General features: G+C 59.2%; 15 protein-coding genes. 5 read left to right on the top strand and 10 right to left on the bottom strand.

Annotated features, from left to right (window positions below; translation table 11 throughout):
• Positions 1-2: 2 nt before the first annotated feature.
• Positions 3-1166 carry an isovaleryl-CoA dehydrogenase gene (locus AB4O01_RS09355; RefSeq protein ID WP_277758460.1) on the bottom strand — a complete coding sequence of 388 codons (1164 nt, stop codon included), beginning with the start codon at positions 1164-1166 and terminating at the stop codon, positions 3-5.
• Positions 1167-1463: 297 nt separating this feature from the next.
• Here AB4O01_RS09355 and AB4O01_RS09350 point away from each other — a divergent pair, with 297 nt between their 5' ends.
• Complete coding sequence (locus AB4O01_RS09350; RefSeq protein WP_460091466.1) at positions 1464-3161, top strand: AMP-binding protein; 1698 nt, start codon at positions 1464-1466, stop codon at positions 3159-3161.
• Positions 3162-3830: 669 nt separating this feature from the next.
• On the opposite strand, the gene AB4O01_RS09345 is transcribed toward AB4O01_RS09350, so the two are convergent.
• The 3 genes from AB4O01_RS09345 to AB4O01_RS09335 form a co-directional block, all read right to left on the bottom strand.
• Positions 3831-4730: a hydroxymethylglutaryl-CoA lyase gene (locus AB4O01_RS09345; RefSeq protein ID WP_099756672.1), complete on the bottom strand. Its 900-nt coding sequence runs from the start codon at positions 4728-4730 to the stop codon at positions 3831-3833.
• Positions 4731-4869: 139 nt separating this feature from the next.
• Positions 4870-5271, bottom strand: a complete 402-nt coding sequence (locus AB4O01_RS09340; protein WP_093434160.1) for a MerR family transcriptional regulator — start codon at positions 5269-5271, stop codon at positions 4870-4872.
• Positions 5272-5467: 196 nt separating this feature from the next.
• Positions 5468-6397: a LysR family transcriptional regulator gene (locus AB4O01_RS09335; RefSeq protein ID WP_016986544.1), complete on the bottom strand. Its 930-nt coding sequence runs from the start codon at positions 6395-6397 to the stop codon at positions 5468-5470.
• A gap of 171 nt (positions 6398-6568) precedes the next feature.
• Here AB4O01_RS09335 and AB4O01_RS09330 point away from each other — a divergent pair, with 171 nt between their 5' ends.
• Positions 6569-7798, top strand: coding sequence for an acyl-CoA dehydrogenase (locus AB4O01_RS09330; RefSeq protein ID WP_134178261.1), 1230 nt, complete (start codon positions 6569-6571; stop codon positions 7796-7798).
• A 119-nt stretch (positions 7799-7917) separates the two neighbouring features.
• Here the strand turns inward: AB4O01_RS09330 and AB4O01_RS09325 are convergent, their stop codons facing one another.
• A complete protein-coding gene (locus tag AB4O01_RS09325) occupies positions 7918-9252 on the bottom strand; it encodes a substrate-binding domain-containing protein (RefSeq protein ID WP_460091464.1) in 1335 nt (444 codons plus the stop codon).
• A 188-nt stretch (positions 9253-9440) separates the two neighbouring features.
• Complete coding sequence (xthA, locus tag AB4O01_RS09320; protein WP_064389273.1) at positions 9441-10253, bottom strand: exodeoxyribonuclease III; 813 nt, start codon at positions 10251-10253, stop codon at positions 9441-9443.
• 302 nt (positions 10254-10555) lie between these two features.
• On the opposite strand from xthA, the gene AB4O01_RS09315 reads away from it, so the two are divergent.
• The 3 genes from AB4O01_RS09315 to AB4O01_RS09305 all read left to right on the top strand — a co-directional run bounded on the left by AB4O01_RS09315 (position 10556) and on the right by AB4O01_RS09305 (position 16671).
• A complete protein-coding gene (locus tag AB4O01_RS09315) occupies positions 10556-11206 on the top strand; it encodes a GNAT family N-acetyltransferase (protein ID WP_460091463.1) in 651 nt (216 codons plus the stop codon).
• Between the two features lie 66 nt (positions 11207-11272).
• Positions 11273-13000 (top strand): autotransporter assembly complex protein TamA, encoded by a 1728-nt coding sequence (locus AB4O01_RS09310; RefSeq protein ID WP_194935626.1) that lies wholly within the window; start codon positions 11273-11275, stop codon positions 12998-13000.
• Positions 12997-16671, top strand: a complete 3675-nt coding sequence (locus AB4O01_RS09305) for a translocation/assembly module TamB domain-containing protein (protein WP_460091462.1) — start codon at positions 12997-12999, stop codon at positions 16669-16671. Before AB4O01_RS09310 ends, AB4O01_RS09305 begins: the two co-directional genes overlap by 4 nt.
• 190 nt (positions 16672-16861) lie before the next feature.
• On the opposite strand, the gene AB4O01_RS09300 is transcribed toward AB4O01_RS09305, so the two are convergent.
• From AB4O01_RS09300 to AB4O01_RS09285, 4 genes are all read right to left on the bottom strand, one after another.
• Positions 16862-19360: a fimbria/pilus outer membrane usher protein gene (locus tag AB4O01_RS09300; RefSeq protein ID WP_460091461.1), complete on the bottom strand. Its 2499-nt coding sequence runs from the start codon at positions 19358-19360 to the stop codon at positions 16862-16864.
• 84 nt (positions 19361-19444) lie between these two features.
• Entirely contained in the window at positions 19445-20194 is a 750-nt protein-coding gene (locus AB4O01_RS09295) for a fimbrial biogenesis chaperone (protein WP_460091459.1), read from the bottom strand.
• A 72-nt stretch (positions 20195-20266) separates the two neighbouring features.
• On the bottom strand, positions 20267-20860 hold the full coding sequence (locus tag AB4O01_RS09290; RefSeq protein WP_460091457.1) for a fimbrial protein: 594 nt from the start codon (positions 20858-20860) through the stop codon (positions 20267-20269).
• Between the two features lie 109 nt (positions 20861-20969).
• Entirely contained in the window at positions 20970-21617 is a 648-nt protein-coding gene (locus AB4O01_RS09285; RefSeq protein ID WP_460091456.1) for a response regulator, read from the bottom strand.
• Positions 21618-21638: the final 21 nt, after the last annotated feature.

Here is a 21638-nt window from a genome sequence, read left to right as displayed (position 1 = left end):
GTTTAGCGGGTTTCGTTGAACAGTTCGCGACCGATCAGCATGCGACGGATCTCACTGGTACCGGCGCCGATTTCGTACAGCTTGGCGTCACGCAGCAAGCGGCCCGCCGGGAATTCGTTGATGTAACCGTTACCACCGAGAATCTGGATCGCGTCGAGGGCCATTTGCGTGGCGCGCTCGGCGGTGTAGAGGATTACCCCGGCGGCATCCTTGCGGGTGGTTTCGCCGCGCTCGCAGGCCTGGGCCACGGCGTAGAGGTAGGCGCGACTGGCGTTGAGCTGGGTGTACATGTCGGCCACTTTGCCCTGGATCAGCTGGAACTCGCCGATGCTCTGGCCGAACTGTTTGCGGTCGTGGATGTATGGAACGATCAGGTCCATGCACGACTGCATGATCCCGGTCGGGCCGCCGGAGAGCACGACGCGTTCGTAATCGAGGCCGCTCATCAACACTTTGACGCCGCCGTTGAGCACGCCGAGGATGTTTTCTTCCGGCACTTCGACGTCATCGAAAAACAGCTCGCAGGTGTTGGAGCCGCGCATGCCGAGCTTGTCGAATTTGTTGCTGCGGCTGAAGCCTTTCCAGTCGCGTTCGACGATGAACGCGGTGATGCCGTGCGGGCCTTTTTCCAGATCGGTCTTGGCGTAGATCACGTAGGTGTTGGCGTCAGGGCCGTTGGTGATCCAGGTTTTGCTGCCGTTGAGGACGAAATGGTCACCGCGTTTGTCGGCGCGCAGTTTCATCGAGACCACGTCGGAACCGGCGTTCGGCTCGCTCATGGCGAGGGCGCCGACGTGTTCGCCGCTGATCAGCTTCGGCAGGTATTTGCTTTTCTGTTCGTGGTTGCCGTTGCGGTTGATCTGGTTGACGCAAAGGTTGGAATGCGCGCCATAGGACAGCGCTACAGAGGCCGAACCACGGCTGATTTCTTCCATCGCCACCACATGCGCCAGGTAACCCAGGCCAGCGCCGCCGTACTCTTCCGGCACAGTGATGCCGAGCAGGCCCATGTCACCGAATTTGCGCCACATGTCGGCGGGGAACAGGTTGTCGCTGTCGATCTGCGCGGCGCGCGGAGCGATCTCCTTGGCGACAAAGGACTGAACCTGATCGCGCAACATGTCGATGGTTTCACCGAGGGCGAAGTTCAGGGAGGGATAGCTCATGGGTCACCTTTTGGCTTTTTTGTAGGGTGGGGAGGGCTGTTACTCAGCTCTCACCTTTACGTTAACGTAAGCCTGCGATGGATGGCTGTCAATCACCCTTTACGTTAACGTCAACTTAGGCGAGAGTAGGGGCAGTTCAAGATTGAAACGGAGCGGACCTTGTGGGAGCGAGCTTGCTCGCGAAAGCGTCAGATCAGTCAACACGGATGTTGAATCTGCTGGCCTCTTCGCGAGCAAGCTCGCTCCCACAGGGGTTAAATCCGGCAAAACCCACTAATAAAGACAATAGGGGTCGTCATGGATCAACCCAGTGCAAACCCGCAGCGCAGCTACACCCGTGGCTCACAGGACAAAGCCTTGCTGGCACTGACCATCGGGCAGAAGTTCGATCACACCGCCGCGCAATACCCTGACGGTGAAGCGCTCGTCGTGCGCCATCAGCAACTGCGTTACTCCTGGCGACAACTGGCCGATGCGGTGGACCTGCACGCCAGAGCGCTGCTCGCCCTGGGTTTGCAGGCCGGCGATCGCCTCGGTATCTGGGCGCCGAATTGCGCGCAGTGGTGCATCACCCAAGTTGCAACGGCAAAAATCGGCGTGATCCTGGTCAACATCAACCCGGCCTATCGCAGCTCCGAACTCGAATACGTGCTCAAGCAATCCGGCTGCCAATGGCTTGTCTGCGCAGGGGCGTTCAAGTCCTCCAACTACCACGCCATGTTGCAAGGGTTGGTGCCGGAACTGGCCGAGCAATCCATCGGCCAACTGCGCAGCGAAAGCCTCCCCGGACTGCGCGGGGTAATCAGCCTTGACGCGCAACCACCGTCAGGTTTTCTGCCGTGGTCGCAACTGGCCGATCTGGCCACCAGCATCTCTCCCGATCAACTGCGCGAACGCAGCGACAGCCTGCACTTCGATCAACCGGTGAACATCCAGTACACCTCCGGCACCACCGGTTTCCCCAAGGGTGCGACCCTCAGCCACTACAACATCCTCAATAACGGCTACATGGTCGGTGAAAGCATCGGCCTGACCCCGCGCGATCGTCTGGTGATCCCGGTGCCGCTCTACCACTGCTTCGGCATGGTCATGGGCAACCTCGGCTGCATCACCCACGGCAGCACGATGATTTACCCCAACGACGCGTTCGACCCGTTGTTGACCTTGCAAACCGTCGCCGAAGAAAAAGCCACCGGCCTCTACGGCGTACCGACCATGTTCATCGCCATGCTCGATCAGCCACAACGCGCAGAGTTCGACCTGTCGAGCCTGCGTACCGGGATCATGGCCGGTGCGACGTGCCCGATCGAAGTGATGCGCCGGGTCATCAGCGAGATGCACATGAGCGAAGTGCAGATCGCTTACGGCATGACCGAAACCAGCCCGGTGTCGCTGCAAACCGGGCCGACCGATGAGCTGGAATTGCGCGTGACCACCGTCGGCCGCACCCAGCCACAGCTGGAAAGCAAGATCATCGACGAAGCCGGCAACCTCGTGACGCGCGGCACCATCGGCGAACTGTGCACTCGTGGCTACAGCGTGATGCTCGGTTACTGGAACAACCCGCAGGCCACCGCCGAAGCCATCGATGACGCGGGCTGGATGCACACCGGCGACCTGGCGAGCATGAACGAGGAGGGTTACGTCAACATCGCCGGGCGCAACAAGGACATGATCATTCGTGGCGGCGAGAATATTTACCCGCGTGAGCTGGAGGAGTTTTTCTTCACCCATCCGGCCGTGGCGGACGTGCAGGTGATCGGCATTCCGTGCTCGCGTTACGGTGAGGAGATTGTTGCCTGGATCAAGTTCCACCCCGGCCACAGCGCCTCGGAGCTGGAGCTGCAAACCTGGTGCAAGGAACGTATCGCGCACTTCAAGACGCCTCGGCACTTCAAGTTCGTTGAAGAGTTTCCGATGACGGTGACGGGCAAGATCCAGAAGTTCAAAATGCGAGAGATCAGTATCGAAGAACTGAAAACAATCGAGCGGTAACCGCAACCTCTGTGGGAGCGAGCTTGCTCGCGAAGGCGTCAGGTCAGCCAATATCTTTGTTGATGACACACCGCATTCGCGAGCAAGCTCGTTCCCACAGGAGATAGGTGTTGAGGAAAACACAAATCACAGAAAGCACAAAGGGGAGCCGAAGCTCCCCTTTAATTTTGTCGTCGCGTGCTCTTTTTTATTATTGAGGGTCGGTCTGTTGTTGTTTTTGGCAACCGTGGCCCTTTACCGCTGTTTTTGGCGACCCCCATCCGGGGTCAAGAGCAAACGTATTTTTTTGAGCGCTGATCTACTTTCTCGCTAAGCGATCCAACCGATTCGGGAGCTACCTGAAGGTAGTTTTATTGTTCTCTGCCCGGTTGCGGGTCACTCCTGAGAGCACCCTGAAAAGCACACCTTCTCCAAAAAAATCTGTTAGCTGCGTCTCTGCCGTGTTGTTTTTGTTATGTCAGAGTCGGTACGTCTTATTTTTATTGGTTTGCTGCTTTTTATTCTTGTTATGCCATAGAGATAGCAGAAGCCGTGCCAACTTTTAAAAAGCCTTATAAATCAATGTCTTGAGAATTTCAGCAAATTTTCACTCTAGCGAAACCAGACAATTTGTTTCCGTGTTACTCGCTTGAACCCACATTCCGGACACAGCGGTAACACCTTCCCCCCTCACTGTGCGCTACGAGCCTTGGCCACGCGCGAACCGCTCGGGCGACCCAGCACCACACTGATCTGCTGACCCGCAGCAATCAAGGCGTCCAGGTTGATACCGGTCTCGATACCCAGGCCGTTGAGCAGGTACACCACATCTTCAGTAGCAACGTTACCGCTCGCGCCTTTGGCGTACGGGCAGCCGCCGAGGCCCGCGATAGAGCTGTCGAACACCGAGATGCCCTCGAGCAGGCTGGCGTAGATATTGGCCATGGCCTGCCCATAGGTGTCGTGGAAGTGCCCGGCCAGTTTGTCCCGTGGTACCTGCGCCGACACCACTTCGAACAAGCGGCGAGTCGCGCCCGCAGTGCCAGTGCCAATGGTGTCGCCCAGCGAAACCTCGTAGCAGCCCATCGCATACAACTCGCGCGCGACCATCGCCACTTGTTCCGGCGCGACCGTGCCTTCATATGGGCAACCGAGCACGCAGGACACGTAACCGCGCACGGTAACGCCGTGCTGTTGCGCCGCCTCCATGATCGGTGCGAAGCGCGCCAGGCTTTCGCTGATCGAGCAGTTGATGTTGCGCTGCGAGAAGGCTTCGGAGGCAGCAGCGAACACGGCGACTTCCTTGACCCCAGCGGCGATGGCATCTTCGAAGCCACGCAGGTTCGGCGCCAGTGCGCCGTAGGTCACGCCGGGTTTGCGCTGGATCTGTGCAAACACTTCGGCCGAACCCGCCATCTGCGGGACCCATTTCGGTGAAACGAAACTGCCGACTTCTATATAGCCAAGACCGGCAGCGCTGAGTGCATCGACCAGTTGCACCTTGTCGGCGACGCTGATCGGTTGGGCTTCATTCTGCAGGCCATCGCGCGGGCCGACTTCGATCAGGCGTACTTGGGAGGGGAGGGACATGGCGGTTGACCTGCTCTTTTGAATTCGTGGAGAACCCTGTGGGAGCGAGCTTGCTCGCGAAAGCGGCGCATCAGTCGACAAACATTTGAATGTCAGACCGTATTCGCGAGCAAGCTCGCTCCCACAGGGAATGGGGTTGTTACTGAATGGCCTGCTGGCTCTTGAGCGTCTGCTCCAGTGCCTGCACGCAACGCTCTTCGGCGGTATCGAGTTCCAGTTTCATCTGTTCGATATCCAGCAACTGCTGTTCCAACTGCTCGCGGCGCTCAGTGATTTTCGCCAGCATGCTGTTGAGCTGTTTGGTGTTACCGCTGGAAGGGTCGTAAAGCTCGATCAGTTCACGGCATTCGGCCAGCGAGAAACCGATGCGCTTGCCGCGCAGGATCAGCTTCAGACTGACCTTGTCGCGTGGCGAATAGATACGTTCCTGGCCACGGCGCTCAGGGCTGAGCAGGCCTTGCTCTTCATAAAAGCGGATCGCCCGGGTGGTGATGTCCAGCTCGCGGGCGAGGTCGGAGATGCTGTAAGTCTGGCTGCTCATGGAAGCGCTCGAAAAAAGGTCTTGGCGCTAAGCTAATGGCAGGTTGACGTTTACGTCAAGCAGGATGATCTGTGGTGTTCATGCTGGCCTCATCGCGAGCAGGCTCACTCCTACAGTTGACCGTGTTTCATCTGAAGAAATGCAACCAATTGCAGGAGTGAGCCTGCTCGCTATGGCAGCGCCGCGGTAAGAAGTCTTACACCTTATCCAGCTTCTTCTCCTGCGCCGTCACCTGCTGGCACAACTCGATCATCTGCTCGCGCATCCAGCGATTCGCCGGATCCTGGTCCGTGCTTTCATGCCAGTACAAGTGCGTCTCCACCGGCGGCACATCATTCACCGGCAGGTTAAACGCCTGCAGCTCATGCCGACGGGCGAAGCGCTCCGGCACCGTCATGACCATGTCGGTTTGCTGCATCACTTGCGACGCCATCAGATAATGCTGCGAGCGCAGGGCAATCTTGCGCTGAATGCCCATTTTCCCCAGCGCCAGATCGACATAACCCAGGCCACTGCGACGGCTGGAAATATGGATATGGGTCAGCGACAAGTAATCATCCAGCGAGAGCTTTTCCTTGCCTGCCATCGGATGCCCCTTGCGCATCGCACACACATAACGGTCTTCCATCAGCTTGACGTGGCGCACCTGCGGGTCGGTGTTGAGCGGCGCATCCACGGCGAAATCCAGACGTCCGGCGGCCAGCTCTTTGGTGGTCTCGCGGCGCTTGGACAGAAAACTTTCGATGATCACCGTCGGCGCCAAGCGGCGCAGGCGCTGGAACAGCGGCGGCAGAATCACCGCTTCGGTGAGGTCGGTCATGCTGATGCGGTAGGTCTTGACCGCCTGCGCCGGGTTGAAAATGCGGCTTTCCTGAACCGACACACGCAGCAGCGACAAAGCGTTGCGCACCGGGCCGATGATGTTCTGCGCCATCGGCGTCGGCACCATGCCCTGAGCCGTGCGCACGAACAGCGGATCGTTGAAGGTTTCGCGCAACCGCGCCAATGCGTTGGACACCGCCGGCTGGGTGATACCGACAATCTGCCCGGCGCGGGTCAGGTTGGCTTCGGTATAGATCGCGTCGAAGACGATGAAAAGGTTGAGGTCGACCTTACTCAGATTCATAACGCGGCTTCTCTTGTTATTTAGGGCAGTGTTTTAGGGGCTGGCAATCAGCCGATCATATATCGGTGATGAATGTTTATACACGCCGAGAATAGGCTAGGTAAATTATCAACGCTGTTCTAGCATCGATTGCATGACTTAAACAACCTCTGCCCAAGAAGGTAATTGATCATGGATTTCGCTTATTCGCCCAAGGTGCAAGAACTGCGTGAGCGCGTGACCGCGTTCATGGACACTTACGTTTACCCGGCCGAGGCGGTGTTCGAACGCCAGGTTGCCGAAGGCGATCGCTGGCAGCCGACGGCGATCATGGAAGAGCTCAAAGCCAAGGCCAAGGCCGAGGGTCTGTGGAATTTGTTTCTGCCTGAGTCGGAACTCGGTGCCGGTCTGACCAACCTCGAATACGCACCATTGGCGGAAATCATGGGCCGTTCGCTGCTCGGGCCGGAACCGTTCAACTGCTCGGCGCCGGACACCGGCAACATGGAAGTGCTGGTGCGCTACGCCAACGAAGAACAGAAACAGCGCTGGCTCGAACCACTGTTGCGCGGTGAAATCCGCTCGGCATTCGCCATGACCGAACCGGACGTTGCCTCTTCGGACGCGACCAACATGGCCGCCCGCGCCGTGCGTGATGGTGACGAGTGGGTGATCAACGGTAAAAAATGGTGGACCTCCGGCGCCTGCGACCCGCGCTGCAAGATCCTGATCTTCATGGGCCTGAGCAATCCTGATGCGCCGCGCCATGCGCAGCACTCGATGATCCTCGTGCCGGTCGACACCCCCGGGGTGAAAATCGTCCGTCCGCTACCGGTGTTTGGCTACGACGACGCTCCGCACGGCCACGCCGAAGTGCTGTTCGACAACGTGCGTGTGCCGTACGAAAACGTTTTGCTCGGTGAAGGCCGTGGCTTCGAAATCGCTCAAGGTCGCCTTGGCCCAGGCCGGATTCACCACTGCATGCGCTCGATCGGCATGGCTGAACGGGCCCTGGAATTGATGTGCAAACGGGCGGTGAGCCGCACTGCATTCGGCAAACCGCTGGCGCGCCTGGGCGGTAACGTCGACAAGATCGCCGACTCGCGGATGGAAATCGACATGGCACGTCTGCTGACGCTGAAAGCGGCGTACATGATGGACACCGTCGGTAACAAAGTGGCGAAAAGCGAGATCGCGCAGATCAAAGTGGTTGCGCCGAATGTCGCACTGCGGGTGATCGACCGAGCGATTCAGATGCATGGTGGGGCCGGGGTGTCGAACGATTTCCCGCTGGCCTACATGTACGCCATGCAACGCACCCTGCGCCTGGCCGACGGCCCGGACGAAGTGCACCGCGCGGCGATCGGCAAATTCGAGATCGGCAAATATGTGCCGAAGGAAATGTTGCGTAGCGAGCGCTGATCCACCTGATCGTTCCCACGCTCTGCGTGGGAATGCATCCTGTGACGCTCTGCGTCACAGTGGACGCGGAGCGTCCATGGCGGCGTTACCACGCAGAGCGTGGGAACGATCGGGTAGGGCTAATACACCCAAACCTCAACCCGCCGATTCTTGATCCGCCCCTCATCGACATTGTTCGCCGCCACCGGCATCAACGCGCCAAACCCGCGAACCTCGCGCAACACCACGCCGTTCTTCACCAACTCCCGTCGTACCGCCATCGCCCGCAGCTTTGACAGCAGATCCGCGCGTGCCGGGTCGTCCTTGGCATCACCAAACCCGACCAAGGTCACCGCGCGTTCAGTCTTGTCATGACGCTTTATATAGTCGAACACTCGCGCCAGATCCTGACGCGCCTTGTTATCCAGCTTCGCACTGCCTTCTTCAAAGCGGAAATTCACCGTCAGACGCTGGGCGTGACGGCTGAGGGATTGATAGCCCTCGGGCATCAGTGCATTCGGCGCGACGCTCATCGCATGCACGGTCTGGCTGATAAAACCGTTTGCCGCGACAATCGCCTGGCCCTGACGGCTCTGCGCAAACGTCACCAAGGCTTTCGCCCAAGGATTGTTGCTTTCGGGCGGTAGATAGAAGAACAACCGCCGCGACAGTGGATAGTCTTCGGTGGCGATCAGGCTGTTGAGCGGCAGCATCGACTGCGATGCGCCATCAGCAATGGCCACGGCTTTGGCCTGACGCACGTAGGGCAAACCGATGAAACCGATGCCTTGCGGATCCGAACTCACGGCGTCGGATAATTGCTCGCTGGATTCAAAACGTTTCGCGGCGCTGTTCAGACTTTTCCCACGCCGGCTCAAGACGAGTTCCTTAAACGTGTCGTAAGTGCCGGACTGATCATCGCGCGCATATAAATGAATAGCACCGCCTCGCCCGCCGAGGTCTTCCCAGGTTTTCACATCGCCAGCGAAGATCCGCGCCAGTTGCTCGGTGTCCAGTTGCTGCAGCGGATTGTCGGGATGAAGGATGATCGCCAGGCCATCAATGGCGATGACTTGTTCAGCGGCAGGACTTTTCAGGTCGCCCAGTGATTGCAGGGTCTGTAACTCACTGTCCTTGATCTCGCGGGAAGACGCGGCGAGGTCGGCGCTGGCATTTTTCAACGCGGTGAAACCGGTGCTGGAACCGTGGGCGGCGACTTCAACGACCACGCGTTTACCTTCGCTGGTCTGGCCGACGATGCGCAGTTCGTTGGCGGTGTCCGGGGTTTCGCGGTGGATTTTCAGCAGGCCTTGCTCTTGCAGCAGGCCCTCAACGAGTGCTGGGCCGAGTTCGGCGCCGATGGTGTTGGAACCCTGGATGCGCAGCGCCGGGCCGTTTTCAGGGAGGGGCAGGGCGGCGGCAGAAACCGTCAGCCATGCACTCAAGAGAAAAACGCACAAAACACGCAGGGTCATGCCGGCACCGAATCAAGCCAAGGGGATTGCCGGGGAGATTAAGTCAGGCGCATGACCGAAAGATGACACCGATTCAATGTAGGAGTGAGCCTGCTCGCGATAGCGGTGTACCGGTCAACATTTATGTCGTCTGATTCACCGCTATCGCGAGCAGGCTCACTCCTACAGGTATTGCGTAAGGCTAGGGATCAGCTGAGTTCCAGCCAGATCGGCGCATGATCGGAAGGCTTTTCCATCCCGCGCAATTCATAGTCGACACCCGCTGCCTTCACCCGTGGCAACAAACCATGCGACGCCAGAATCACATCGATGCGCAGCCCGCGCTTCGGTTCATCCTCGAAACCACGGCTGCGGTAATCGAACCAGCTGAACATGTCGGTCACATCCGGGTTCAAGTGGCGATAGCTGTCGGTCAAACCCCAGTTTTTCAGGCGCGCCATCCACTCGCGCTCTTCCGGCAGGAAGCTGCATTTGCCGGTTTTCAGCCAACGCTTCATGTTGTCCGGGCCGATGCCGATGTCGCAGTCCTCCGGGGAAATATTCACATCGCCCATCACCACCAGCGGCTGTTCGTTGTGGAACTGGCTTTCCAGCAGCGCTTGCAGATCGCTGTAGAAACGCTGCTTGGCGGGGAATTTGGTTGGGTGGTCGCGGCTTTCACCCTGAGGGAAATAGCCGTTCATGATGGTCACCGGTACGCCATTGGCGTCGGCGAACGTGCCCCAGATAAAGCGACGCTGAGCGTCTTCTTCGTCGGTGGCGAAACCTTTATGGATGGCGATCGGCTCCTTGCGCGAGAGCATGGCCACGCCGTAATGGCCTTTCTGGCCGTGGAAATACACGTGGTAGCCGAGGGCGCGGACTTCTTCGAGCGGGAACTGATCGTCGTGGACCTTGGTTTCCTGCAGACCGATCACGTCCGGCTGGTGTTTTTCGATCAGCGCTGCCAGCTGATGCGGACGGGCGCGCAGTCCGTTGATGTTGAAGGAAACGATCTTCATGGTCGGCAGTCCTGGCAAAAGGGCGATGCTAGCTGACATGGGGGAGATGGGCCAGTGTGGGGTAGGAGAAATCACTTTTGTCTGTGGGATTTGTGTTGTCAGCAATGGCGCCATCGCGAGCAGGCTCACTCCTACAGGGGGAACGCATTCCAAATGTAGGAGTGAGCCTGCTCGCGATAGCGTCCGCCCAGTCGATGAAGATCCAAGGTTGGTCTATACCTGTGGGGAACCACGCCACCACTACAGGGTTCGTACCAACAAGAGCGCCGCCATTTGAACGCGCCCCGGGGAGAGTCACTGTCATGCCTGAAACCCAGACCGCCATCGCCGACATTCATATGCTCGACCGCGGCTATTCCCGCGAAGCCCGCTCGCTGCTCTATCAGGCTTATCGCCACGAGCCGACCTTCGGCTACCTGTTCGAAGCCGAGCGTCCCGGCTATGAGCAACGGGTGCGGGCGACGGTGCGGGAACTGGTCAAGCAACACTTTCTGCAGGATCTGCCGGCCATCGGCCTGCTGGTCAACGACCGTCTGATCGGCATCGCCTTGATCGCGCCACCGCAACGACGCCTGGGCATCACCGAAAGCTGGACGTGGCGCCTGCGCATGGTGCTCAGCACCGGTTTCCGCTGCACTCGGCGCTATCTGGAGTACCACGATGCCGTTGCTGCCTGTGTACCCAGCGATTCGGTGCACATGCTGCCATTGCTGGGAATTCATCCGCAGTTCCAGGGCAAACACTTCGGTGAACAATTGCTGACCGCCGTACACAACTGGTGCGCCGTTGACGAAACCTCGCAAGGCGTGGTGCTCGACACCGGCAACCCGCGTTACCTGGAATTCTATAAAAGACAGGGTTACGAAGAGATCGGCGAAGTTGCCGTCGGGCCGGTGCGCGAACACGTATTTTTCCACGCCAATCCGCAGGTGTTACAAACTGCAACAGCATGACAATCGAACTTCTTGGGAAATTTCCTGTTCTATCACGCTCCCAAGCCCGTGATAGCATCCGCGCCTATGAAGTTTCCAGGAAGATTTACCAGTGGCGTGCTCTTGCTGTTATCCAGCTGTGCGGCACTGGCGCAAAGTGAATTGGATGTGCGGATCAAACCGTCCAACGATGAACTCAAGGCCAATATAGAAGGCTATATCGGCAGTCTCGGCGACCGTGACGAAGAAGCCCTGCAGCGCTTCAGTCGCGGTGCCGAAGAGCAGGCGCGCAAAGCGGCTCAGGCGTTGGGCTATTACCAGCCGCAGATCGAAAGTGACGTCAAGGGCGGCGACAAGCCGCGCCTGGTGTTGAACATCGATCCCGGCGAGCCGATTCATCTGCGCAACGTCACCATTCGTGTCGACGGCCCGGCTGCCTCCCTCAAATCCTTTCGTGTACCGAAAAGCGACGCGCTCAAGTCCGGCGCGGTGCTCAACCATGGGCGTTACGAAGACGCCAAAAGACTTATTCAGAATCAGGCCTCGCGCTTCGGTTTCTTCAGTGGCCATTTCACCCGTCAAAAACTCATGGTCGACCCGCGCGCCGGGGTGGCTGACATCGAACTGATCTACGACAGCGGCCCGCGTTATGCGCTGGGCAAAGTCAAATTCGAAGGTGACACGCCGTTCGACGAAGACCTGCTGCAACGCATGGTGCCGTTCAAGGAAGGCGAGCCGTACGATTCCGAGCTGATCGCAGAGCTCAATCGCGACCTGCAATCGAGCGGTTATTTTGAAGGCATACGCGTCGATGCCGCACCGACCGCCGCGAAGAACGATGTGATCCCGGTCGACGTCAAACTCGACACGCGCAAGCCACGGACCATGGGCCTGGGCCTTGGTTATTCGACCGACGTCGGCCCGCGCATCAAAGCCAACTGGACGCGCCACTGGGTCAACCCGCAGGGCGACAGCTATGGCTGGGAAGCCGAACTCTCGGCACCTCGGCAAAACGTCGGGCTGTTCTACGACATCCCGCTCGACCCGCCACTGACCGACAAACTACGTTGGGCCGGCGGCTATCAATTCGAAGACATCGACGGCTCCGACACCCTGAGCAAACTGCTGACCTTCGGCCCGGAATGGCACAGCAAATTACCGAGCGGCTGGCAGCGGGTGATCTCGCTGAAATGGCAGCGTGAAGAATATGAACTCGGCGATGACTCCGGCCTGAGTACCTTGCTGATGCCCGGCATCAGCTACTCGTATCTGAAAAGCGACAACCGCATCGACCCGCACAACGGCTATCGCCTGAGCTTCGAAAGCAAAGTGGCGAAGGAAGGCCTCGGTTCGGACAACAACCTGCTGTATGGCACGGCGCTGGTCAAAGGCCTGACCACGGTGTTCGACAAACATCGCTTCCTTGGTCGCGTGCAGGTCGGTGGCAGCGCCACCAACGGCTACAACTCGGTGCCGCCGTCGCTGCGCTTCTTTGCCGGTGGCGATCAAAGTGTGCGCGGTTACGACTACCAGAGCCTGTCCCCGGAAAACTCCAAAGGCGATCGCATCGGTGGCCGCTATATGGTCGCCGGCAGCGTCGAGTATCAATACTCGATCGCCGAAAAATGGCGCGTGGCGACCTTCGTCGACCAAGGCAACTCCTTCAATAAACTCGAACTGCCGAACCTCAAGACCGGGGTCGGCATTGGTGTGCGCTGGGTCTCGCCGGTGGGGCCGATCCGCCTCGACCTGGCCCACGCACTCGACGACGATGGCGGCATCCGGCTGCACTTTTCCATGGGGCCTGAGCTGTGAAGCGTGGTTTGAAAATTACGGCGCTGGCGGTGTTGGCGCTGGTGTTGTTGATTGTATTGAGTGTCACCGCCGTACTCGGCACGGCGGCCGGCAGCCGCTGGGTGCTGGGGCTCGTGCCGGGGCTGAAGGTGGAGAATTTCCAGGGTCGCCTCGGCGGGCAATGGAGTGCCGATCATCTGCTGTGGCAGCAGGACAGCAGCCGCGTCGAGCTGAACAAGGCAATCTTCGCCTGGTCGCCGCTGTGCCTGACGCGCATGACCCTGTGCATCGAACAGCTCAAGGCTGATCAGGTCATTCTGCAATTCCCGCCGAGCGAAGAAACCACCGAAAGCGGCCCGATCAAACTGCCGGACCTGCAATTGCCGGTGGCCATCGAGCTGGGCGACGTGCAGGTCGGCAGCCTGTTGTTCAACGGCAGCGAACAGCTCAAGGGTTTGCAACTGGCAGCGCACTGGACTGCCCAGGGCATGCAGATTGAAAGCATCAAATTGCAGCGCGACGACCTCAGCCTGAACCTGTCCGGCACACTCGCGCCGACCGGCAACTGGCCGCTGAACATCAGCGGCGACCTGACGTTGCCGTCGCCGGGTACGGAGCCGTGGACGCTGGCGTTGAAGATCGACGGTGACCTGTTGAAAACCCTCAACCTGCACGCCGACAGCCGGGGTTACCTTGACGGCCAGTTGAGTGGTGAATTGCAACCGCTGGCGGAAAACCTGCCGGCCAAAGTGCGCATCACCGCCGATGCGTTCAAACCGAGCGCCGACCTGCCGGACACCCTGCAACTCAACCAACTGGTGCTGACCGGTGAGGGTGACCTGAAAAGCGGTTACCAGCTCAACGGCAACGCCACGCTGCCTGCCGACAGAGGTCCGGTCGCGCTGTTGCTGCAAGGCAAAGTCGATGCCAGTGGCGCGCAGATTGCCGGCCTCGACCTGACGGCCAACGACAAACAAAGCCTGAAACTCACCGGCAGTGTTGACTGGAGCAAAGGCCTCAGCGCCCAAGCCAACATCAACTGGCAGGACTTTCCGTGGCATCGGCTCTACAACGAAATAGACGAACCTGAGGTCGCTTTGCGCACCTTCACGGGCGAAGTCTCCTACACCGATGGTCAGTACCTCGGCAACTTCGCCGCTGCACTGGATGGCCCGGCGGGCGCGTTTACCCTGAGCAGTCCGTTCAGCGGCAGCCTTAAACAGATCGCTTTGCCGCAATTGAAAATGCAAGCCGGGCAGGGCAAGGCTGAAGGGCACGTTAATGTGCAGTTCGCCGATGGCATCGCCTGGGACACCGCGCTGGAACTGTCGGCGCTCAACCCGGCTTACTGGGTCGCCGAGTTGCCGGGCACCTTGGCCGGGCCGCTGAAAAGCCAAGGCGAAATGAAGAATGAACGCCTGAGCCTGACCGCCGACCTCGACTTGAAAGGCAAACTGCGCGGGCAACCGGCGATCCTCCAGGCCAAGGCCGATGGCGCTGGCGAACAGTGGAACCTCAATGCCCTGCAAATCCGCCTCGGCGACAACAGCATCAGCGGCAAGGGTAGCCTGCAACAGAAGCTCACCGGGCAGATCGATATCAAGCTGTCGCGACTGGCCCAGCTCTGGCCGCAATTGCGCGGGCAGGTCAACGGTCAGGTCAATGTCGCCGGCACGCTGCAAGCGCCGCAGGGCAAACTCGATCTGCAAGGTTCGCAATTGGCCTTCCAGGACAATCGCCTGCAAAGCCTCAACCTCGATGCGACTCTCGACAGCGCACAGCGGGCAAAGATCGATCTGAAAGGCAGCGGCATTCAGGCCGGCGACACTAACTTGGGCGTTTTGACCGCCAGCGCTCAAGGCGACATCAAAAAGCAGAAACTCGACCTCGATCTGATCGGGCCGAAGCTGAAACTAGCCCTCGGTCTGGATGGCAATCTGGACAAGGGCAACTGGCGTGGTCGTCTGGCCAGTGGCGATATTCAGGCCGGTGGCCAGGACTGGAAACTGCAAAGCCCGGCCAAGCTCGAACGTCTGGCAGACGGCAAAATCAACTTTGGCGCGCATTGCTGGATGTCCGGCGACGCCAGCCTGTGCGGTGAAGATCAACGGCTGATGCCGGAGCCGAAACTGCGCTACCACCTCAAGCAATTCCCGATCGAAAGCCTCGCGCAATGGTTGCCGAAAGACTTTGCCTGGAAGGGTAAGCTCAACGCCGATCTGCAACTGGATCTGCCAGCCAGCGGCCCGAACGGTGTTGTCAGCATTGACGCCAGCGGCGGCACCTTGCGCATGAAGGAAAAGGATCAGTGGCTGGACTTCCCGTACCAGACCCTGAAACTCACCAGCAAACTCACGCCCAAGCGCGTCGATACCGAACTCAATTTCGTCGGCGGCAAACTCGGCGAGTTGATGGTGCAGGCGCAGCTCAATCCACTGCCGAAAAACAAACCACTGAGCGGCTCGTTCCGCCTCAGCGGGCTGGATCTGTCGGTGGCGCGGCCGTTTGTGCCGATGGTTGAAAAACTCACCGGCCGCCTGAATGGCAGCGGCACGATTTCCGGCGGATTGCTCGCGCCGCTGGTCAACGGCACCGTTCAACTCAGCGATGGCGAAGTGTCCGGCGCCGAGTTGCCGATGGAGCTGCAGAATCTGCAATTCACCGCTGTGATTGCCGGCGAATCGGTACGCCTCGACGGCGGCTGGGGAAGCGGCAAGAGCGGGCAGGGCAGTCTGAACGGTAACGTCGCCTGGGGTCAGGCGTTGGTGGTCGATCTGGCGCTCAAAGGCACGCAATTGCCAGTCACGGTCGAGCCGTATGCCAAGCTGGAAGTGGCCCCGGATCTGAAGATTTCCATGGCCGGCGATGAGTTGGCGATTGCCGGTAAGGTGCAGGTTCCGCGAGGCGAAATCACCGTGCGCGAATTGCCGCCATCAACGGTGAAAGTCTCCGATGACACGATCATCGTCGGTGCGCAGACCGAAGAGGACAAACCGCCGATGGCGATGAAAATGGACATCGACGTGGTGGTCGGCGAAGACAAACTGGCTTTCGCCGGTTTCGGCCTGACCGCCAACGTGAAAGGCCATGTGCACATCGGCGACAACATGGACACCCGTGGCGAACTGTGGCTCAACGACGGTCGCTACAGTGCCTACGGTCAGCGCCTGCAAGTGCGCCGTGCGCGTCTGTTGTTCGCCGGCCCCCTCGATCAGCCGTATCTGGACATCGAAGCGATCCGCCAGACCGACGACGTGATCGCCGGTATTCGCCTGAGCGGCAGTGCCGAGCAGCCGACTACGCAGATCTTCTCCGAGCCGGCGATGAGCCAGGAGCAGGCGTTGTCCTATCTGGTCTTGGGTCGCCCGCTGAGCACCAACGGCGAAGACAACAACATGCTCGCGCAAGCGGCGTTGGGTCTGGGCTTGATGGGCAGCTCCGGGGTCACCAGCAGCCTGGCCAAGGATCTGGGCATTCAGGACTTTCAGCTCGACACGGCGGGCAGCGGCGATGCCACCAGTGTTGTGGCCAGCGGCAATATTACCGAGAAGCTCAGTCTGCGTTATGGCGTGGGCGTGTTTGAACCGGCCAGCACCATTGCGCTGCGCTATAAGCTGAGCAAGAAGGTGTATGTCGAGGCGGCCAGTGGCGTCGCGAGTTCGCTGGATATCTTCTACAAGCGCGATTTCTAGATCGCGCTTTCTCCTGAACCGAGCCGCTTCAATCGCGAGCAGGCTCACCCCTACATTTGGAATGCGTTCCCCTGTAGGAGTGAGCCTGCTCGCGATGGCGTTTTTTCAGTCGATATCAATGGTGCGGCTGATGGCCTTATCGCGAGCAGGCTCACTCCTACACTGATCTGTGGTGGGCAAGGATTTTTTCTTACGGCAAATTAACTGGGGACGGGCGGCACACCAGCGAGGCCCGTTCATAGTTCAACGCCTTGTCACGTTCAGGTAACGCATACGGTGCTTCACAACGCTGGCCCTGCCAGTTGATGGTCAGCGTGCCGGCGTCATCCTCGACCAACGCCAGTGCCTTGCCGCTCGGGTCGGAGATCGCCAGTTGCTTACCCGCGCCATCTTCAAGCGACGCGCCGAAGGGAATCGGCCGGTGCTGCGCATCGAACAAAGCAAATTGCACGCGGCGTCCGGTCTTGCTCGCATAGCGCGCGAGCACCACTGCACCGCGGCGCGGCACCACTTGCCGGGTCGCGTTATCGATCTCGATATCGGCGCCCAGATCGCGGGTGTCGAGGTTGATCCAGTTCACGCGATAGGGCTGCGCATTGGGCACCACGGCATAGCCGTTACGCCCGGTTTTCGCTCCGGAGAAACTGCCGATTTTCACCCCGGAAACCCCTTCGACCTGCGCCAGCGCAAACGTCTCACCCACGGTTTGCCCGAGGTTGATCCCGCCGCCGTGGCCGACGATCGAGCCGGCCAGATTGAGATTCTGCGAGTTGTAGCCGCGGCCCTGGCTGTAACCGGCGCTGATATCCATCACCGATGTTCGCGTGCTGATATTGGCCGAACCGCTGCTGCCACCAGTGCTGCTGTTGCCGCCTTGCACCGAGTAATAAGTGTCGCTGTCTTCGGTCAGGTAACCGTTGATTCCGACCTGGGTGCTGTCGGTGGCTTTCTGTGTACTGGCGGAAACGAACGCTCGCGGCGCGCGCGGTTTTGAACCCAGCGGGAACGACAGCGACAGATTGACCAAAGTGTCATTGTTCGCTGGCCCATAGTTGCCGACGTCCTTGGTATAGGTGGCGCCGAGGTTGTAGCTGACATCGCCCCAGTAATTGCTGTAACCCGCCGACAGGCTTTGCGATCCGCCGCGTCCCCAATAACGCTGGTCACTGGCGTTGAGGTAAACGCTGCCATATTGCTGGTTAGTCCCCAGGCTCTGGTTGATGGTCAGGTCGGTGCGGGTTTTCGAGTTGCCCGTGCGTTTTTCGCCCTCGTGGCTCAGTTCCTCGACGTGGTCGGTGAGGGTGCGATAACCCTCGGTCGAATAGCGATAGGCGGCGAGGGTGAAGCTGGTGTCGGTGCCGGTAAATGTCTTGGCGTACAGCGCGCGCAAACTGTTGCCTTTGACCATTTGGCCAAAGGTGCGGCTGGCGGAATGCGTCACGTCGAGCGATACGGCACCAATCGGCGTATTACGCCCCGCGCCCACGGACAACGCCTGGAAATCCTCGGTCGCTTGCACGCCGACGATGCCGGACAAGTTGCTGCTGATGCCATAGGCCAGTGTGCTGCTGACGAACTGCGGCGATTGCTGATCATCGCTGTTGCTGTTGTAGCGGCCGGCCGAGACGCTGTACTTCAACTGCCCCTGGCGCACCATGATCGGCAGGCTGGAAAACGCCTGCACCGTCACCCGACGCTGACCGTCGGCTTCGATAATCGTCACCTCCAAATCGCCGTTGGAACCGCTCGGATAAATATCGCTGATCTCGAACGGGCCCGGTGGCACGTTGGCGCTGTAGAGCATGTAGTTGTTCTGACGAATTTCCACCGTGGCGCTGGACTGGGCAATCCCGCGAATCACTGGCGCATAGCCGCGCTCGCTGTCGGCGCGCATGCCGTCATCGGAGGCCAGTTTCAAGCCGCGATAGCGCACGCTGTCGAACAGGTCGGCGTCGGAGAAAATATCCCCGGCACTGAACTGGCCTTTCAACGCGGTCAGGTCATGTTGCAGATAGCTGCGGTTGCTTTTGAAGGTGCTCGGCTGGCCCGTGCTGCTGTTGAAGTTGGACTCGTTGCGCAAGCGCCAGCCACCCAGGTTGATGCCGTTGCGCAAGCCGACGTTATTGGAAAGCGTGTTGGCGGTCTGCGTGCTGTTACGGTTGCTGCTCAGTTGATAGTTGATAAACGCTGCAGGCACGCCTTCGTCCCACAGGGCCGGGTCAACGTAACCACGCCGGCCACGTTCCATGGCGCTTTGCGGCACGCTGACCAGCAGGCGCAGGCGCGGCACGTCGTAACGCACGCTGGCATGTTCGATCAATGCCGGCAGGTCGAGGCAGGCGTTCGGGTCGTCAGCGTTGAGTTTGCCGCCGGCTTGCAACTTCGCGATGTCGACGCCCAATTGCTGGACCATTTCCAGGGTCAGGCAGGCCTGGATCTTGCCGTTGCCGGGGTGGCGACGGAAGTCGATGTTGCGCCGTCCGACCAGCGTGTCGTTGCTGTAGAGGTCAACCCGGTAGTTGCCGGGCAGTACGCTGTTGCTGGCGAGCAGCGATTGCACATCGACAGTCGACGCGGCACCTTGCAGAAACGACGTGTTGAACTGTTCATCGCCGTCAGCCTGGCACGCGGAGCTGATCGCCGAGGCGATCATCAACGATGCCAGGCCGTCGCGTTTGAGTAAAAACATGCAGGAACCCTATATCACCTCCGATACGAACTAACGGAGCGAAGAGAAATACAGTGAAAGTGTGCGATCAGAGCGATTCGCGAGTTATGGCGTTTCTTTCTTTGGACTGGCGCTGGTGTCGGCGCTGTTGGAAAGTTGCGCGGTAAAACGATCTTGCGCGCCATAGTCGTTAATGCTGCTGAACAACAAATTTGCCGCATTAGTTGAATGAAGTTGTTTGAGGTCGAACTCTTTGCGTTCGCCGGGGGCAATCATCATCGAATCAAACGGGTGCTCGCTGAGTGCGCCGGATTGCAAGGTGATATCGGCAATCGACACGTGATACAGGCCGGGATTGTTCACCACCAGCACGCTTTTGCCGGCGCGCTCGGCCAGGCGCCAGGTCAATTCGCTCGGTGCCAGATAGGCGTTTTTTTTCAGACCGGCCGGGCGGAAGAACACCTTGATGCGCTGACGTACGGCGAGCTGCAAGGTGTTCTGGGTCTTCGCGGTCTGGGGGATTTCCTGCACGTTCAACCAGACCACCGATTCGCGGTCGGTCGGCATGCCGGTGCCTTCGTAGATGACCCGCAGTATTTGCTGTTCGTCGCCGCTGACGCGCACTAACGGCGGTGTGACCGCAAATGGCACGGAAGCGGATTCGCTGGCGTCGGTGTCGATCCACGACTGGACCAGGACATCTGCACCGCTGTTACGCACGGTGATGCCGGCTTCCTTGTGCTGGCCGTCGAAGACCAGGCGGGTGCTGCTCAGGGAAATGCCGGCCGTGGCCTGGTTGACCACGAACAGGCCCAGCAGGCCTGCACAAAAGGACAGTAAGTGACGATAAAACATGATGGTTACCGCGCAAGTGATTGAAAGCGCGGGGCCGGGCGGCCCCGCACTGGGCTCGAGTATTCGCGCGGGTTATTCGTATTGCAGGGTGAACGGCAGAGTGGCGTCGCCGCGACCGGCAACAGCCAGTTTCGGGTCAACCGTGGTGACGTAGGCGGCCGAAAATTTCAGCGTGGTATTGCTGTCCTGCAGGGTGTTTTCGATCTTCGCGGTGGCTGGCGAGCTCAGGTCGATCAACGCGCCATTGGAGTCGAGCAAGGCGATACCGATGTTCTTCGCAGCGCCCAGGCCGTCGATCAGCTTCAGCACTTTGGTCCCGGCAACGATGCCCGAGCCTGCGCCCTTGGTCGGTTCGAAGATCATCGCCACTTTTGTGCCGGCGTTGCAGTTGATCTTCATGTCGAAGTTTTCGGCGCTCAGGGTGCCGTTGCCTTTAGGTGCAGTGGCGGTGCCCATGTCCTTGATCGACACTTCGCCCATGTTGACCGAAATGGTTTTGTTGCTTCCGGCGCCTTCAACCGAGCAGGCATCGTTGTTGATGGTGCCGGTGAAGTTGATGGTGCCGCTACCAGCCTTGGTCGGGGTCACCGGCGGGTCGGCTGCCAGGACATTGCCGGCGGCAGCGAAGATCGAAAGGGCGAGAAGCGTTCGGGATAACTTTTTCATGTTGCTTTTCCATTGGTGGGGTTAAAGCAACACAATAAAACTCGTTTTACCGATGGAACATCAGACGATTCCTATATGTACGGAAGTTGGCGAAAAGTGTCCTGCTTTATCAACTGAACAAGTTGCGTTCTATGCAATAAGTCAATAGTTCCTGATCACTGCTGACCTCAAGTTTGCGCATTGCCGATATTTTTTGCGTACTGATGGTTTTAGCACTTCTGTTCAAGTAACGGGCAATGTCGTTGACGCCTTGGCCCTGAACGAACAAACGCAGGATTTCATGTTCCTTGGGCGACAACCGGGAAAACCGTTCATCCAGATCAGCGCCGTCGTTCACTACCGATGTCGGCGCGGGTGCCTGCCAGCGCACAGGGCTGCCCTTGGCAATGGCTTTGAGGGCGGTCTCGATTTCGTCGTGCAACTGGTTTTTCTGAATGACTGCCAGCACACCCAGTTCCTGCAGGCGCGTCAGGATCAATGGATTGGAAATCATGGTCAGTACCAGCACTCGAACCTTGGGAAAGTGCCTTATCAGGTATTCCACCAGTTTCAGGCCGTCACCATAGGTCGAATCGGCAGGCATGTTGAAGTCGGTGATCAACAAATCTACGGGCTTGGTCTCCAGCAGCTGGATCAGCTCATCGGAGCCAACGGCTTCGCCCACCACGCGAAAGCGTTGGTCGCGCTCGACCAGTTCCCGTACCCCCAGCAGCACGATGGGATGATCATCGGCAATGACAACGTTGAAGGTTTCCATGAGTGATTTATCCAGAGTGAA

Source organism: Pseudomonas sp. S2_E02 (assembly GCF_054668355.1).
This window is presented reverse-complemented; position numbering and strand designations above follow the sequence as displayed.